Genomic DNA, 13,236 nt, shown 5'->3' with positions numbered 1-13,236 from the left:
CCGAGCGACCCAAAGGCTTTGAACCGATCGCGCCAGCGCGTTAGGCGTTGGGGCGAAAGAGGGGCAGACCATGATCAGCAAACGCCGCGGCGTGACATCGGCCCTGCGCGCCTTCCTGCGCAGCGAGGCAATCGGCGGGCTGGTGCTGATGGCGGCAGCGGCAGCGGCAATGCTGGTCGCCAACCTGCCGGGGATCGCCGACGCTTATCACCACTGGCTGCACGGCGAGACCGGGCCGGTTCTCGCGCCCGCGATCGGGCCGATGACTGTGCATCTGTGGATCAACGACGGCCTGATGGCGCTGTTCTTCCTGCTCGTCGGGCTGGAGATCAAGCGCGAGCTGGTCGATGGACGGCTTGCCGATCCGGTGCGGCGGCGCCTGCCGGTGGTGGCGGCGATCGCGGGGATGGCAGGGCCGGCAATCGTGTTCCTGCTCGTTACCGGCGGCGCGGCGGATTTGCGCGCGGGCTGGGCGATCCCGGCGGCGACTGACATTGCCTTTGCGATCGGCGTGATGGCGCTGCTCGGCAAGCGCGTGTCATCGAGCCTGCGGCTGTTCCTGACGACGGTCGCGATCGTCGACGACATGGGTGCGGTCGCGATCATCGCGATTGCCTATAGCCATGGCATCGACTTTGCCGCGCTGGCGGCGGCGAACGGGGTGCTTGCCGTGATGGCGGCGATGAACCGGCGCGGCGTCAACGCGGTTTGGCCCTATGTCACAGCCTTTGTGCTGTTGTGGTGGCTGGTGCTGCTGTCGGGCGTGCATGCAACCGTCGCAGGCGTGCTCGCCGCCGCCTTCATCCCCTTCCGCTCGACCCCGAGCGCGCCCGACGCGCATGATTCGACGCTGCACCGGCTCGAACATGCGCTGAGCCCCTGGGTCGCCTATGCGATCGTGCCGCTGTTCGCTTTCGCCAATGCCGGCGTCACGCTGGCGGGACTGTCGCTGTCGATCCTGGCGACGCCGCTGGTGGTGGGGATTGCAGCCGGGCTGTTCTTCGGCAAGCAGGCGGGGATCCTCGGCGGGATCGCGCTGTCCGAACGGCTCGGCTGGGCGAAGCGGCCGAAGGGGGCGAGCTGGACGCAGCTATATGGCGTGGCGCTGCTTGCCGGGATCGGCTTCACGATGAGCCTATTCATCGGCGGGCTCGCCTTTCCGGGATCGGCGGGGCTCGAGGCTGAAGTGAAGATCGGCGTGCTTACCGGATCGGTGCTGTCGGCGCTCGCGGGCTATGGCGTGTTGCGTTTTGCAGTGCCGCGCCCGAAAGTGGCGTGATGCGCGCCTTCTTCTCCCCCCGCCAGCTTGCCCATGCCCCCTTGCAGGAACTCCATAACGGCGGCTTCACGGCCTATGCCGAAAGCCCGGCGCGCGCCGAGGCTTTGCTCGCGGGGATCGTCGGCGCGGTCGAGCCCGAGGATCGCGGCGATGCGGCGATCCGCGCGGTGCACGACGCGGGCTATCTCGATTTCCTCCAGACCGCGCCCGCGCGCTGGGCGGAGGCGGGGCGGCCCGGGGATGTGATCGGCTATGTCTGGCCGGTGGTCGGGCGGCGGCCGCTCGACCTGAGCCGGATCGATGCGCTGATCGGGCGCTACAGCTTCGATGCGTCGACCCCGCTGACCGCCGACAGCTATGACGCCGCCTATTGGAGCGTGCAGTCGGCGCTCGCGGCGCTGGCGGCAGTGCGGGGCGGCGAGCGGGTGGCCTTCGCCTTGTGCCGTCCGCCGGGGCATCATGCCGGGGCCGATTATCTGGGCGGCTATTGCTATCTGAATGCAGCGGCGATCGTGGCGCAGGCGGCGCGCGATGCCGGGGCACGCCGCGTCGCGATCCTCGACATCGATTATCACCACGGCAACGGCACGCAGGACATTTTCTGGGATCGCGGCGACGTGTTCTATGCCAGCATCCACGCCGACCCGGCGACCGATTACCCCTTCTACTGGGGCCATGCCGACGAACGCGGCGCGGGCGAAGGCGAGGGCGCGACGCTCAACCTGCCGCTGCCGCAGGGGACGACGCTGGCAGCATTCCGCGCGGCGCAGGCGACCGCGCTCGACGCGATCGCCGCCTTCGGCCCCGATCTGCTGGTCGTCAGCTTCGGCGCCGATACGTGGGACGGCGACCCGATCAGCCATTTCAAGATCGCAACACCCGACTATGCCGTGCTCGCCGCCGACATCGCCGCGCGCGGCTGGCCGAGCGTGCTGCTGATGGAAGGCGGCTATGCCGTCGACGCGCTCGGCGCCAATCTCGCGAGCTTTCTGTCGGGCTTCTGAGCGCGCGGCTCAGAGTCGCTGGATCTTGTCCGGCTTCGACGTATTGGCGAGAATGCCGACCACGCTGCCGGGCTGCGGTGCCTTTTGTTCGTCGTCCTTGCTCGACACATAATAGCTGCCGCTGTGGATCTGGCCGTCGACGGGCGAGGTGTAGCGCAGCATCACCTTGGACGTCCGCTTGATGTGCATCCCCTTCATCTCGGGGTCTTCGTCGCGCAGCGTCTTGGCGAGATCGCAGTCCATGTCGCGAGTCCATTCGCGGCGGCGGCCGACGCCATAATGGCTGGTGCGCTCAAGCCGGCATTCCGAAGTCACATTGTCGACCCGCGCCTGCACCTCGACATAATTGAGCGAGCGATCGGCGTAATGAACTGCCATCGCACCGCCGACAAGCACACCGAAACCACCCAGCATCACCAATCTGATCAACATCGCCTGCCCTCCCTGAAATTCGGGCGGGAGCATAAAAAACAGGCGTTAACATGTGGTTCGCACGCCCGTGCAAGTGCGGACCAGCAGTGCGTGCGCCGACCTTGGCGGTGCTGTTTCAGACGCTCGTGCGTCAGGGTCGGTCGGTCGCGTCGATCGGCGGCGTCCCCGCCATCGCCGCTGCGACCGCTTCGACCTTTTCCATCACCCGCAGGATATTGCCCTGCGCGAGCCCCGCGAGTTCGGCGTCGCTCCACCCGCGCCGGGCGAGCTCGACGAACAGCGCGGGATAGCCGTCGACGCCGGTCATATCGACCGGCGATGTGCCGTTGATCCCGTCGAAATCGCTGCCCAGCCCGACGCTCGCCTTGCCGGCAATCTTGGCGATATGCTCGACATGGTCGGCGATCGTCGCCGAGCTGACCAGCGGCTGCGGATGCGCCTTGTCCCACGCGACCATCGGCGCGGGGGCATTAGCGCCATAGGGCTCGGTCGCAGCACCGATCGACCGGGCATAATCGCTGCGTGCCTTGTCCCAGTCGCGCCACGCCTGCGAGGTGAAGCTAGGGTAGAAGTTGACCATCACCACGCCGCCATTGGCGCCGATTTTGGCGAGCAGATCGTCGCGGATGTTGCGGGGTGCATCATCGAGCGCGCGCGCGGAGGAGTGCGAGGCCATCACCGGCGCCTTGGTCGTAGACAGCACCGCCGCCATCGTTGCGTCCGAGACATGACTGACATCCACGATCATGCCGATGCGGTTCATTTCCGCCACGACCTGCTTGCCGAACGCGCTGAGGCCGCCCGAGCGCGGTTCGTCGGTCGAGGCGTCGGCCCAGGGCAGGCTCTTGGTGTGGGTGAGCGTCATGTAACGCACGCCGAGATCATGATAGCGCCGCAGCACCGACAAGCGCCCATCGATCTGGTGCCCGCCCTCGACCCCCATCAGCGAGGCGATCTTGGCCGCCTTGCTGATCCGGCGGATGTCGGCGGCGGTCCCCGCCATTTCGAACACCGCCGGATTGGCGGCGACGAAGCGTTTGACGATGTCGATTTCCTCGAGCGTCATTTCGACCGCTCGCGGGCCGAGATTGTCGGCAGTGATCCACACCGACCAGAATTGCGCGCCGACATGGCCCTTCTTCAGCCGGGGAATGTCGGTCTGGAGCGGCTTGGGCAGCTTCGACGTGTCTTGGTTGAGGTCGAGCGCTTCGACTTTCGCGTCGTGATTCACGCGGATTTCCCACGGCAGGTCGTTATGCCCGTCGATGACTGGGGTGGCGGTGAGCAGCCGCTCGACCCGCGCCTTCAGCGCCGCGTCGTCGGCAGGCGCGGGAAGCGGCGCGGCGGCGAGGAGGAGGGCGAGCAGCATCAGGCATTCCTTCGCGAAAGGTCACAAAAGTCACGACCATCCTAGGGGGGTACCCCCCTGTTTTGGGTCGGACCGGAACCGGCTTGGCGGCAGGATGACCGATGATTTCCAACATTGCCAGTGGGGGATTTTGGGGGCGGTCTGACCGAACACCATCCCCCTCACCGTCACCCCGGCCTCGTGCCGGGGCCCATAGTGCCGTACGCGATACCCTAACGCCTAGAGCGCGTCGTCCAGCCGCCCGGTAGGTCCCGGCACAAGGCCGGGGTGACGAGTGGGGGTGGGGCGGGTTTCGCCCCAGTTGTCGCCATAGCAGGCGTCTTCAACCAATCTCGAAAGCCGCCCCCCATTTTGCACTTGTTGCGTAATGCCGAATGGCAACACCTGGGACATTCCGGTCAGGCGACTTTTGGGTTGCGAGTAGCAGATAGCTGTCGGCCGGCTCATCGATAACCTGGCGGTCGGCAAACGCCCCAAATACTGCCATTCCGAATGTCACCCATAAGCGACGGTTTTCGCCACAGCCTGCCGTTCGCAATCTCGAGTTGCGCAGTTCTGCAACGGTCAGCGTTCGGTGGTCAGCATTCACTTGTTTGGCCTCGCTAATCCGCTTCGATGGACGCAAGCTCACATCAACCTGGTGAACGTCGTCGGCAATGCGGCAGCCACGTCCCCGAGGATGCGATGCGGTATTGCGAAGTGGCCGATCTCCACGTCGACACCGCTGCCGCGAAATCGTTGGCCTCGTCCGACACTCAGCGGGAAGCGAATTCCTGGACACGCCGCCAGATCCGGTTGCGGTGCGCGGGAGGCGATCAGGTCATGAGCAATGTCCCAGTTTGTCTGGGTCTCGCCGTCCACGAGTAGCCAGCAGTGCATGTCGCGGGCGGAGTGGTCATCGCCCGGCCAGAAGACCCCGGCGACATATGCGGCTCTGATTCCCGCCGCGCGCAGCGCCGCCACGGCATAGGTGTGGATGTCGACGCAGGTGCCTCGTGTCAGGCCGCACGACACGAGAGGTACCGATGCCATGCCGTCGGTGAAGCGCCCGTCACCATGTCCGTAGCGAAAGACATCTGCCACGTGCTCAATCACGGCCGCCACGGCTTCGAGCCCCGAACGGTCCGTGACGAGCAGGCGCGCGTGATGCGCCAGCTTGGGTGACGCCCGGTTTAACGGATGGTCTGGGGGCGACCAGACCCAATTCGGAGCTGGTGGATCTTCCGTCGCGTCCCAGCGATAAGTAGCGCGCGGACAGTCAACGAGCGCACGCGCGACCAACGCACGTTGGGATCCGAAATTCCCCTCGGCCAGTCCGACTTGGACGAGACCGTGGAGATCGACAGACGCCTGCAATCCCAGCAGCGACGGCGGAGCAGGCAGCAGGATGATGTCGTCAACCTCGCAATCCATGGTGGCCACCATCGATCCGGGATGCAGGCGCACGTCGTCAGGCTTTAGTCTATCTTTCTGGGTCATCTGGATGTTTCCCGTTGTCGATCGATCGGGCGTGCACGTCGGGAGCTGTCGGGCATCAAGCTGACACCTCCTGGCTACTCGATTTCAGTTGCAGGGGCACGGCGGACTCGGCTGCAACGATATTGGCGACATCCGCGCGTTCGGCGAGGACATCGGCGACGTGCTGACCCCGGTCATCGCCATAGACCGCAATCGAGCCCATGTTCCGGTAGGCTTCCCATACGATGCCGGTCGGGTCGATAGCCCAATGCTTCTCGGACTCGGCGTAGCAGCAGCGCGCGCAGCTCTCTGCCTGTGAGTCGATGTTGGCGCGGCCGAGCCGCTCGTACACTTCAGCCAGCTCCGCTTCCGTTTCGACCTGGACGCCAAGGTGGTTCAATCCCGTCGCGTTATCTTCCTTTCGAGAAATGGCAAAATTCACGCGAGGGTCGTCGAGCAGCCACTTCGCGTAATCCTCTTTCTGAATCACGGGCTCTGCCCCGAACAGCGCCGAATAGAAGGCGATCGAGGGTTTGAGATTATCGACAGACACATGAATATGTAGGCGCTTCATTTGTAACTACTCCTCTAGACTTATGGTTGTATCCAAGCAAATTGACGGGGCTTGCTAGGCCGCCTCCGAGCGATTTTCGGTTGCGGTATCAGCGCAGCAATGCTCGATCAGATAGGCTCCGACGCTGCGCACTGCGTCGAATGCTGCTGTGCAGATCACCTCACGACCACGCCGCTCCTGAAGAACGAGTCCCGCCTTGACCATCGCGGCGAGATGATGGGCATGCGTCGAGGCCGCCAGCCCCAACTTGCGCTGAAGCTCACCTACCGGAACGCCATCGTCGCCTGCGCGCACCAGCGTCCGTATTATGCGAAGGCGGATGGGCGCGCCGAGGGAAGCGAGCCGCTCCGCCATGACTTTTTCACGATCGGTCTCATCACTCATAGTTTCCATATATCCGGATTTATAGTTATATCAATGGATATTTGTCGCGGTATTCCGACCACGGGCAAAGGAACCGGGACGTTGAGGACGCCCTGATGTTCGCCGAGAGGACGGAAATCTGATCACAGGCGGCCTACCAGCAACTTCAATGAGCCGCTCAATCAGCCGCGCGGCAAGGCGCCTCAAAGCTGTTCATCCCCGACGTGACATCGAATTTTTAAGAACGGACGTCGCAGCGAAGGAAGCCTGTAAGCGGACTATTGTGAATTCGTCGCAATGCTGGCTGGATCGGTGGCTGGATCAATTACAAGACCCGCGTCCTTTCGTTCGGAGTATCGGTCGACCAATTGCTTTGCGTGCGGCCGAAGGAGCACTGTGAATCGCACCAACTCCTCCATCACATCGACGATCCGATCGTAATAGGCCGATGGCTTCATCCGGCCGGTATCGTCGAACTCCAGATACGCCTTTGCGACGCTCGACTGATTGGGAATCGTGAACATTCGCATCCAGCGTCCGAGAAGGCGCAGCGTGTTGACGCTGTTGAATGATTGCGAACCCGCCGAAACCTGCATGACCGCAAGCGTTCGACCTTGGGTTGGCCGCATGCCGCCCATATTGAGCGGGAGGTGGTCGATTTGAGTTTTCATGATGCCGGTAATCTGACCGTGCCGCTCGGGACTGCACCATACTTGGCCTTCCGACCACAGCGAATGTTGGCGCAGTTCTGCGACAGCCGGGTGATTGTCGCCCGTTACCTGATCCGGCAGAGGCAGGTCGGACGGGTCGAAAATCCGCGTCTCGGCACCAAAAAACTGCGCTAATCGCGCTGCTTCTTCGACCACAAGCCGAGAATAAGAGCGTTCGCGCAGCGATCCATAAAGCAACAGGATACGCGGCGGCGGCAATGAATCGCCGAGAACGTCGCCAGGGCGTTTAATTGCGTATTCCGGTTTCAGCGCGGGCAACACATCGGGGTCCGAAAGCGGTCGCAAGCGTGTCACGCTGGAAGTTCTCCGGCCGTGTCGAACAGGGCTTTTCCGACCAGATGAGCGGCTAACGCTCCGACGATCTGAGCAGCAATGAACCCCGGTACGCTGGCAGGAGCAATGCCGGCAAAGGTATCGCTCAGCGACCGTGCAACGGTGATCGCTGGGTTGGCAAAACTGGTCGAGGAAGTGAACCAATAGGCTGCGGTGATATAGAGCGCGACGCTGGCAGGGACCCAGTTCGGGCGCATTTTGACCGTACCGATAATGGTCAGCAACAGGCCGAAGGTCGCGATGGCTTCGCCAACCCACTGTCCCGATCCAGTGCGAACCTTGGTCGAGAATTCGAGCACCGGCAGTTCGAACATAACGTGCGCTGCCCACACGCCCACAATGCCGCCAAACAATTGCGCGGCTATGTGGCGGAGCGCGTCAGTTGTGCCGATCTCCCCGCGCAATCGCATCACCATTGTTACGGCGGGATTGAAATGTGCGCCGGAAATGGCACCCAGCATTGTTATGAGAACGAATAACATCGCCCCGGTCGCGAGTGTGTTGCCGAGGAGGGCGACAGCGATATTGCCGTCCGCCAGCCGTTCGCCCATGATCCCCGAGCCAATAACAGTGGCGAAAAGTAGAAAGCTGCCGACAGCCTCGGCCCACATCGACCTGGTCATTGGGGAGAGCTGACGCGCTTGCCTTCGGCGTCGATGACCTGCTCGCCGTCTTCCTTTTTGAACGCTCCCTGTTGTGCCTTGGGCAGCAGGTCGAGAACCGCCTCGGAGGGACGGCATAGCCTCACGCCCAGCGGTGACACGACCAGCGGGCGGTTGATCAAAATCGGGTGTGCCATCATCGCGTCGATCAGCGCGTCGTCGCTGAGGCTTTCGTCGCCGAGACCGAGTTCGGCATAGGGCGTGCCTTTCTCGCGGAGCAGATCACGCGGGCGCATAGGAGCGCGGCCGATCAACTGGACGAGCAACGCCCGCGACGGCGGCGTCTTCAAATATTCGATGACGTGCGGCTCGATGCCCGCGTTGCGGACCATCGCCAGCGTGTTGCGCGACGTGCCGCATTCGGGGTTGTGGTAGATGATGATGTCGGTCGTCACGATGTTACAGCCCCATCTTGCATGGTCGCGCCTTCGCCATTTCCGATCTCGCGCAGCTTGGTACGCAGCACGATCGAACCGATGCTGTCGATCGGCAGCGCCAGCAGCAGATTGATGCGATTGGTGAGGTAACGCATCGCCACCTCAAAGGCATGACGCTGACCTTCGCCTTCCACGGCCGCCGGGTCTTCGATGCCCCAATGCGCCATCACGGGATGGCCCGGCCATACCGGGCAGACTTCGCCCGCAGCGTTGTCGCAAACCGTGATGACAATATCGATCGTCGGCGCGTCTGGGCCGACAAACTCGTCCCAGCTTTTCGACCGCAAGCCATCGGTCGGCAGACCGGCTTCCTTGATCAGGGTCAAGGCCATTGGATGGACGACACCCTTGGGAAAGCTCCCCGCTGAAAAGGCGCGAAAACGGCCTTTGCCGAGATTGTTCAGCGCGCTCTCGGCTAGGATCGAACGAGCGGAGTTGCCCGTGCAAAGAAACAAGACATTGTAGCTTTGGTCGCTCATGCGTGACCCTCCTCGGCGCAGTGGCTGCGCAGGACCATATCGGCCAGGCGCGCACAGATTTCGGGGTTTCCGCCGCAACAATCCTCCATGAGATATTCGAGCAAGTCAGCCATGCTCTCATACCGTGCCGAATAAATCACCGATCGCCCTTCACGTCGGCTCTCGATCAGATCAGCGTGTGATAGAATGTTAAGATTGGCGGAAAGTGTGTTAGGTGGCACGTCCAGTTGCCTTGCAATCTCGCCTGCTGCGATTCCTTCCCGGCCCGCCTGCACCAGCATGCGAAACGTGGTGAGGCGTCCGGGATGGCCGAGCGCGGAAAGTGCCGTGATGGCGTGCTTGAGTTCCATGATTCCGATTTAGCGGAAATGTCGTAGCGGACAATGCATCATCGCCGCCGATCGCAATTTACCGCCCGGCTTTCTTCTTGACGTCGAAAGCGCCGGACGCGCCTGCCGGAAAGGTCTGTTGGCATGGTTGATCAGCGGCTGATGTTAGCGGGCAGACGTACCAAGGGCTCCGCAGCGAAATCGTTAGCGGCTTGTCGGGCGCGGCGGCGTAAGTGCAAGAGCCACCGTTTGGTTCGTCCATTGAGAAGCCAAGCGCCTTTTTTCCGCGACCCAAAAACTCCCGCGTTACCGGAGCGCCCTTTTTCGGCTGCATCTGACACCTGAGCGTCCAGGCACCTTCGCCTTTGCCCTCGATCCGCACAATCTCAGGAAGTGACTGCCATTGAGCCGCACCGGGCGCGGCGATCATCAGCAGCGGTAGGCCCGCCAAGAGCGATTTCATTGCTTCATCCTCCCTATCGTGATCGAACCAGCGACATCGATTTGATATTTCTACGATACAGGAATCATTGCGACGTTCAATCGTCGAAAAACGGTTGCCCAGCGGACGGCTGGTTTCAGGAAATCGAAATTCTACGCCGAACGTCTTGGGTTGGGTCGGCAGCAGCCTCAGCGCCGAGCTCAAAACGAATGTCCGCTTCAGCACATTACTGTCCTGAAAGCTGCCCGACCGCATTCCACCAAAATCAGCCGCTCTTCGTATTTCGCTAATCGCACAAAAAAAGGGGCGCCGCGATCAGCTCGCAGCGCCCCTTGCTAACCTCGACCGCCAGCCGTCAGAGCTTGCCGGTGAGTTCCGGCACAATCTTGAACAGGTCACCCACCAAACCGATGTCCGCCACCTGAAAGATCGGCGCGTCTTCGTCCTTGTTGATCGCGATGATGGTCTTTGAATCCTTCATCCCCGCCAGATGCTGGATCGCGCCCGAAATGCCGACCGCGATATAGACTTCCGGCGCCACGATCTTGCCGGTCTGGCCAACCTGATAGTCGTTGGGGACATAGCCGGCGTCGACCGCCGCACGGCTCGCTCCGACACCCGCGCCGAGCTTGTCGGCGAGCGGTTCGATGATCGTGTGGAAATTCTCGCTGTTCTGGAGAGCGCGCCCGCCCGAGACGATGATCTTGGCGCTCGTGAGTTCGGGGCGTTCCGACTTGGCGATTTCGGCCGAAACGAAAGTCGATTTGCCGGTATCGCCGGTCGAGGCGACCGCTTCGATTGCGGCCGATCCGCCTTCCATCGCTGCCTTTTCGAACGCGGTGCCGCGCACGGTGATGACGAGCTTCTTGTCGCTGGTCTGCACGGTGGCGATCGCGTTGCCGGCGTAGATCGGACGCGTGAAGGTGTCGGCGCTTTCGACCGACAAGATGTCGCTGATCTGCATGACATCGAGCAGGGCGGCGACGCGCGGAGCGATGTTCTTGCCGTTGGTGGTCGCGGGCGCCACGAAGGCGTCGTGGTGGCCCATCAGCTCGACGACGAGCGGCGCGACATTTTCCGCCAGCACATGCGCATAGGCAGCGTCGTCGGCGACATGGACCTTGGCGACGCCAGCGATCTTCGCGGCTTGCTCGCCGACCGCGCCGACATTGTGTCCTGCGACGAGCAGATGGACATCGCCCAGTTTCGACGCGGCGGTCACCGCCGCGAGCGTGGCATCCTTGACGGCTGCACCGTCATGTTCGACCCAAACGAGCGCCTTCACTTCGCGACTCCCATTGCCTTGAGCTTGCCGACGAGTTCGTCGACATCCGCCACCTTGATGCCTGCCGTCCGCTTGGCCGGTTCGACGACTTTCAGCGTCGTGATCCGCGGCGCCACGTCAATACCGTAATCGGCCGGGGTCTTTTGCGCGAGCGGCTTCGACTTGGCCTTCATGATGTTGGGGAGCGAGGCATAGCGCGGCTCATTCAGCCGCAGATCGACGGTGATGACGGCAGGGAGCGGGAGCTTTTCGGTCTCCGCCCCGCCATCGACTTCGCGCGTCACGGTTACGCTGTCACCTTCGACCACCACCGCGCTGGCGAAGGTCGCCTGGCCGACACCGAGCAGGCCGGCCAGCATCTGGCCGGTCTGGTTGTTGTCGTCATCGATCGCCTGCTTGCCGAGGATGATCAGGCCGGGGGCTTCCTCCGCCACCACCTTGGCGAGCAACTTGGCGACCGCGAGCGGCTCGACCTTTTCCTCGCTCACGATCAGGATCGCGCGGTCGGCGCCCATCGCGAGCGCGGTGCGCAGCGTTTCCTGCGCCTTGGCCTCGCCGATCGAAACCGCGACGACTTCGGTCGCCGCGCCCTTTTCGCGCAGCCGGATCGCTTCTTCGACGGCGATCTCGTCGAACGGGTTCATGCTCATCTTGACGTTGGCGAGATCGACGCCCGACCCGTCCGCCTTCACCCGGGGCTTTACGTTATAGTCAAGCACGCGCTTGACGGGGACTAGCACTTTCATCGGCTTCCTCTCTCCATCGCCCGCGCGTTCAGCGCCGGGCGGTCATTGTCACGCGGCCTTCTTCACTTCCGCGACGATCTTCTGCGCGGCATCGCCCAGGTCGTTGGCAGGCACGATCGCCAGCCCCGAATTGGCGAGGATGTCCTTGCCCGCCTGAACATTGGTGCCTTCGAGCCGGACCACCAGCGGCACCGACAGATTCACTTCCTTCGCCGCCGCGACGATGCCCTCGGCGATGATGTCGCAACGCATGATGCCGCCGAAGATGTTGACTAGAATCCCCTTCACATTGGGGTCCTTCAGGATGATCTTGAAGGCAGCCGTCACCTTTTCCTTCGACGCGCCGCCGCCGACGTCGAGGAAATTGGCGGGGAACATGCCGTTCAATTTGATGATGTCCATCGTCGCCATCGCGAGCCCCGCGCCATTGACCATGCAGCCGATGTCGCCGTCGAGCTTGATATAGGCGAGGTCGTATTTCGACGCTTCGAGCTCGGCCGGGTCCTCCTCGGTCTCGTCGCGCAGTTCCATCAGGTCCTTGTGGCGGAACAGCGCGTTCGAATCGAAGCCGACCTTCGCATCAAGCACCATCAGCTTGTCATCGGCCGTCACCGCGAGCGGGTTGATTTCGATCTGGCTCGCATCGGTGCCGAGGAAGGCGTCGTAAAGCTTCGACGCGACATTGGCGGCCTGCTTGGCAAGGTCGCCGGTCAGCCCGAGCGCGCCCGCGACCGAGCGGCCATGATGCGGCATGAAGCCGGTCGCGGGATCGATGTCGATCGTGTGGATCTTCTCGGGCGTCTCATGCGCGACGGTTTCGATGTCCATGCCGCCTTCGGTCGACACGACCATGCCGATGCGGCCCGACGCGCGGTTGACCAGCAGCGCAAGGTAGAATTCACGCGCGATGTCGACACCGTCCGTGACATAGAGGCGATTGACCTGCTTGCCATGCTCGCCGGTCTGCACGGTGATGAGCGTGTTGCCGAGCATGTCGGTCGCTGCTGCGCGCACCTCGTCGAGCGTCTTTGCCAGCCGCACGCCACCCTTGGCATCGGGGCCGAGTTCCTTGAACTTGCCCTTGCCGCGCCCGCCGGCGTGGATCTGTGCCTTCACGACATAGAGCGGCCCGGGCAGCTTGCCGGCCGCCTCGACCGCTTCCTCGACGCTCATCGCGGCAAAGCCCGCCGGCACCGGCACGCCGAATTTCGCGAGCAGTTCCTTGGCCTGATATTCGTGGATGTTCATGGCGCGCGCACCTTTGCGTCGGGAGGGGGTTTGCCCATCCCCTAAGCACAAGGACGCGGGTGAAT

Annotated in this window: 16 protein-coding genes; 2 read left to right on the top strand and 14 right to left on the bottom strand. The window is 63.0% G+C overall.

Annotated features, from left to right (window positions below; translation table 11 throughout):
* Positions 1 to 70 precede the first annotated feature (70 nt).
* Together nhaA and AX672_RS02605 are read left to right on the top strand one after the other, a co-directional pair.
* Positions 71 to 1,279, top strand: a complete 1,209-nt coding sequence (gene nhaA / locus AX672_RS02610; protein WP_066647725.1) for a Na+/H+ antiporter NhaA — start codon at positions 71 to 73, stop codon at positions 1,277 to 1,279.
* The gene (locus AX672_RS02605; RefSeq protein ID WP_066647719.1) at positions 1,279 to 2,283 is read left to right on the top strand and encodes a histone deacetylase family protein; all 1,005 of its coding nucleotides are present in this window, start codon (positions 1,279 to 1,281) and stop codon (positions 2,281 to 2,283) included. Before nhaA ends, AX672_RS02605 begins: the two co-directional genes overlap by 1 nt.
* A 9-nt stretch (positions 2,284 to 2,292) precedes the next feature.
* Here the strand turns inward: AX672_RS02605 and AX672_RS02600 are convergent, their stop codons facing one another.
* The 14 genes from AX672_RS02600 to sucC all read right to left on the bottom strand — a co-directional run bounded on the left by AX672_RS02600 (position 2,293) and on the right by sucC (position 13,171).
* Positions 2,293 to 2,715, bottom strand: coding sequence for a hypothetical protein (locus AX672_RS02600; RefSeq protein WP_066647717.1), 423 nt, complete (start codon positions 2,713 to 2,715; stop codon positions 2,293 to 2,295).
* Positions 2,716 to 2,845: 130 nt separating this feature from the next.
* A complete protein-coding gene (locus AX672_RS02595; protein WP_066647715.1) occupies positions 2,846 to 4,084 on the bottom strand; it encodes a dipeptidase in 1,239 nt (412 codons plus the stop codon).
* A 627-nt stretch (positions 4,085 to 4,711) separates the two neighbouring features.
* A complete protein-coding gene (locus AX672_RS02590) occupies positions 4,712 to 5,563 on the bottom strand; it encodes a transglutaminase-like domain-containing protein (RefSeq protein ID WP_066647713.1) in 852 nt (283 codons plus the stop codon).
* A gap of 55 nt (positions 5,564 to 5,618) precedes the next feature.
* Complete coding sequence (locus AX672_RS02585; RefSeq protein WP_082730331.1) at positions 5,619 to 6,116, bottom strand: ArsI/CadI family heavy metal resistance metalloenzyme; 498 nt, start codon at positions 6,114 to 6,116, stop codon at positions 5,619 to 5,621.
* A 54-nt stretch (positions 6,117 to 6,170) separates the two neighbouring features.
* Positions 6,171 to 6,470 carry an ArsR/SmtB family transcription factor gene (locus AX672_RS02580; protein WP_202189213.1) on the bottom strand — a complete coding sequence of 100 codons (300 nt, stop codon included), beginning with the start codon at positions 6,468 to 6,470 and terminating at the stop codon, positions 6,171 to 6,173.
* Between the two features lie 287 nt (positions 6,471 to 6,757).
* A complete protein-coding gene (gene arsH, locus AX672_RS02575; RefSeq protein ID WP_066647707.1) occupies positions 6,758 to 7,504 on the bottom strand; it encodes an arsenical resistance protein ArsH in 747 nt (248 codons plus the stop codon).
* Positions 7,501 to 8,166, bottom strand: coding sequence for an aquaporin (locus AX672_RS02570; protein ID WP_066647704.1), 666 nt, complete (start codon positions 8,164 to 8,166; stop codon positions 7,501 to 7,503). Before AX672_RS02570 ends, arsH begins: the two co-directional genes overlap by 4 nt.
* Positions 8,163 to 8,600, bottom strand: coding sequence for an arsenate reductase (glutaredoxin) (arsC, locus tag AX672_RS02565; protein ID WP_066647701.1), 438 nt, complete (start codon positions 8,598 to 8,600; stop codon positions 8,163 to 8,165). The genes AX672_RS02570 and arsC overlap by 4 nt, the downstream gene beginning before the upstream one ends.
* The gene (locus AX672_RS02560) at positions 8,597 to 9,121 is read right to left on the bottom strand and encodes an arsenate reductase ArsC (RefSeq protein WP_066647698.1); all 525 of its coding nucleotides are present in this window, start codon (positions 9,119 to 9,121) and stop codon (positions 8,597 to 8,599) included. Before AX672_RS02560 ends, arsC begins: the two co-directional genes overlap by 4 nt.
* Complete coding sequence (locus tag AX672_RS02555) at positions 9,118 to 9,471, bottom strand: ArsR/SmtB family transcription factor (RefSeq protein WP_066647690.1); 354 nt, start codon at positions 9,469 to 9,471, stop codon at positions 9,118 to 9,120. Before AX672_RS02555 ends, AX672_RS02560 begins: the two co-directional genes overlap by 4 nt.
* Positions 9,472 to 9,529: 58 nt before the next feature.
* Positions 9,530 to 10,117 (bottom strand): hypothetical protein, encoded by a 588-nt coding sequence (locus tag AX672_RS02550; protein WP_202189212.1) that lies wholly within the window; start codon positions 10,115 to 10,117, stop codon positions 9,530 to 9,532.
* Between the two features lie 130 nt (positions 10,118 to 10,247).
* Positions 10,248 to 11,177: an electron transfer flavoprotein subunit alpha/FixB family protein gene (locus AX672_RS02545; protein WP_066647682.1), complete on the bottom strand. Its 930-nt coding sequence runs from the start codon at positions 11,175 to 11,177 to the stop codon at positions 10,248 to 10,250.
* Complete coding sequence (locus tag AX672_RS02540; protein WP_066647679.1) at positions 11,174 to 11,923, bottom strand: electron transfer flavoprotein subunit beta/FixA family protein; 750 nt, start codon at positions 11,921 to 11,923, stop codon at positions 11,174 to 11,176. Before AX672_RS02540 ends, AX672_RS02545 begins: the two co-directional genes overlap by 4 nt.
* A gap of 48 nt (positions 11,924 to 11,971) precedes the next feature.
* Positions 11,972 to 13,171 (bottom strand): ADP-forming succinate--CoA ligase subunit beta, encoded by a 1,200-nt coding sequence (sucC, locus tag AX672_RS02535; RefSeq protein ID WP_066647676.1) that lies wholly within the window; start codon positions 13,169 to 13,171, stop codon positions 11,972 to 11,974.
* Positions 13,172 to 13,236 lie beyond the last annotated feature (65 nt).

It is taken from the genome of Sphingomonas sp. CCH10-B3, from assembly GCF_001556185.1.
In the GTDB taxonomy this organism is placed as follows: Bacteria; Pseudomonadota; Alphaproteobacteria; order Sphingomonadales; family Sphingomonadaceae; genus Sphingomonas; species Sphingomonas aquatica.
Note: the sequence above shows the minus strand (reverse complement) of the source record. Positions and strands in the feature narration are given on the sequence as shown.

Bases quoted from the DNA above. Each gene is read 5' to 3' on its own strand.
- AX672_RS02600 (WP_066647717.1), bottom strand. From the start codon at position 2,715: ATGTTGATCAGATTGGTGATGCTGGGTGGTTTCGGTGTGCTTGTCGGC.
- AX672_RS02580 (WP_202189213.1), bottom strand. From the start codon at position 6,470: ATGGCGGAGCGGCTCGCTTCCCTCGGCGCGCCCATCCGCCTTCGCATA.
- AX672_RS02585 (WP_082730331.1), bottom strand. From the start codon at position 6,116: ATGAAGCGCCTACATATTCATGTGTCTGTCGATAATCTCAAACCCTCG.
- AX672_RS02540 (WP_066647679.1), bottom strand. From the start codon at position 11,923: ATGAAAGTGCTAGTCCCCGTCAAGCGCGTGCTTGACTATAACGTAAAG.
- AX672_RS02590 (WP_066647713.1), bottom strand. From the start codon at position 5,563: ATGACCCAGAAAGATAGACTAAAGCCTGACGACGTGCGCCTGCATCCC.
- AX672_RS02595 (WP_066647715.1), bottom strand. From the start codon at position 4,084: ATGCTGCTCGCCCTCCTCCTCGCCGCCGCGCCGCTTCCCGCGCCTGCC.
- AX672_RS02605 (WP_066647719.1), top strand. From the start codon at position 1,279: ATGCGCGCCTTCTTCTCCCCCCGCCAGCTTGCCCATGCCCCCTTGCAG.
- AX672_RS02560 (WP_066647698.1), bottom strand. From the start codon at position 9,121: ATGAGCGACCAAAGCTACAATGTCTTGTTTCTTTGCACGGGCAACTCC.
- AX672_RS02555 (WP_066647690.1), bottom strand. From the start codon at position 9,471: ATGGAACTCAAGCACGCCATCACGGCACTTTCCGCGCTCGGCCATCCC.
- AX672_RS02570 (WP_066647704.1), bottom strand. From the start codon at position 8,166: ATGACCAGGTCGATGTGGGCCGAGGCTGTCGGCAGCTTTCTACTTTTC.
- sucC (WP_066647676.1), bottom strand. From the start codon at position 13,171: ATGAACATCCACGAATATCAGGCCAAGGAACTGCTCGCGAAATTCGGC.
- nhaA (WP_066647725.1), top strand. From the start codon at position 71: ATGATCAGCAAACGCCGCGGCGTGACATCGGCCCTGCGCGCCTTCCTG.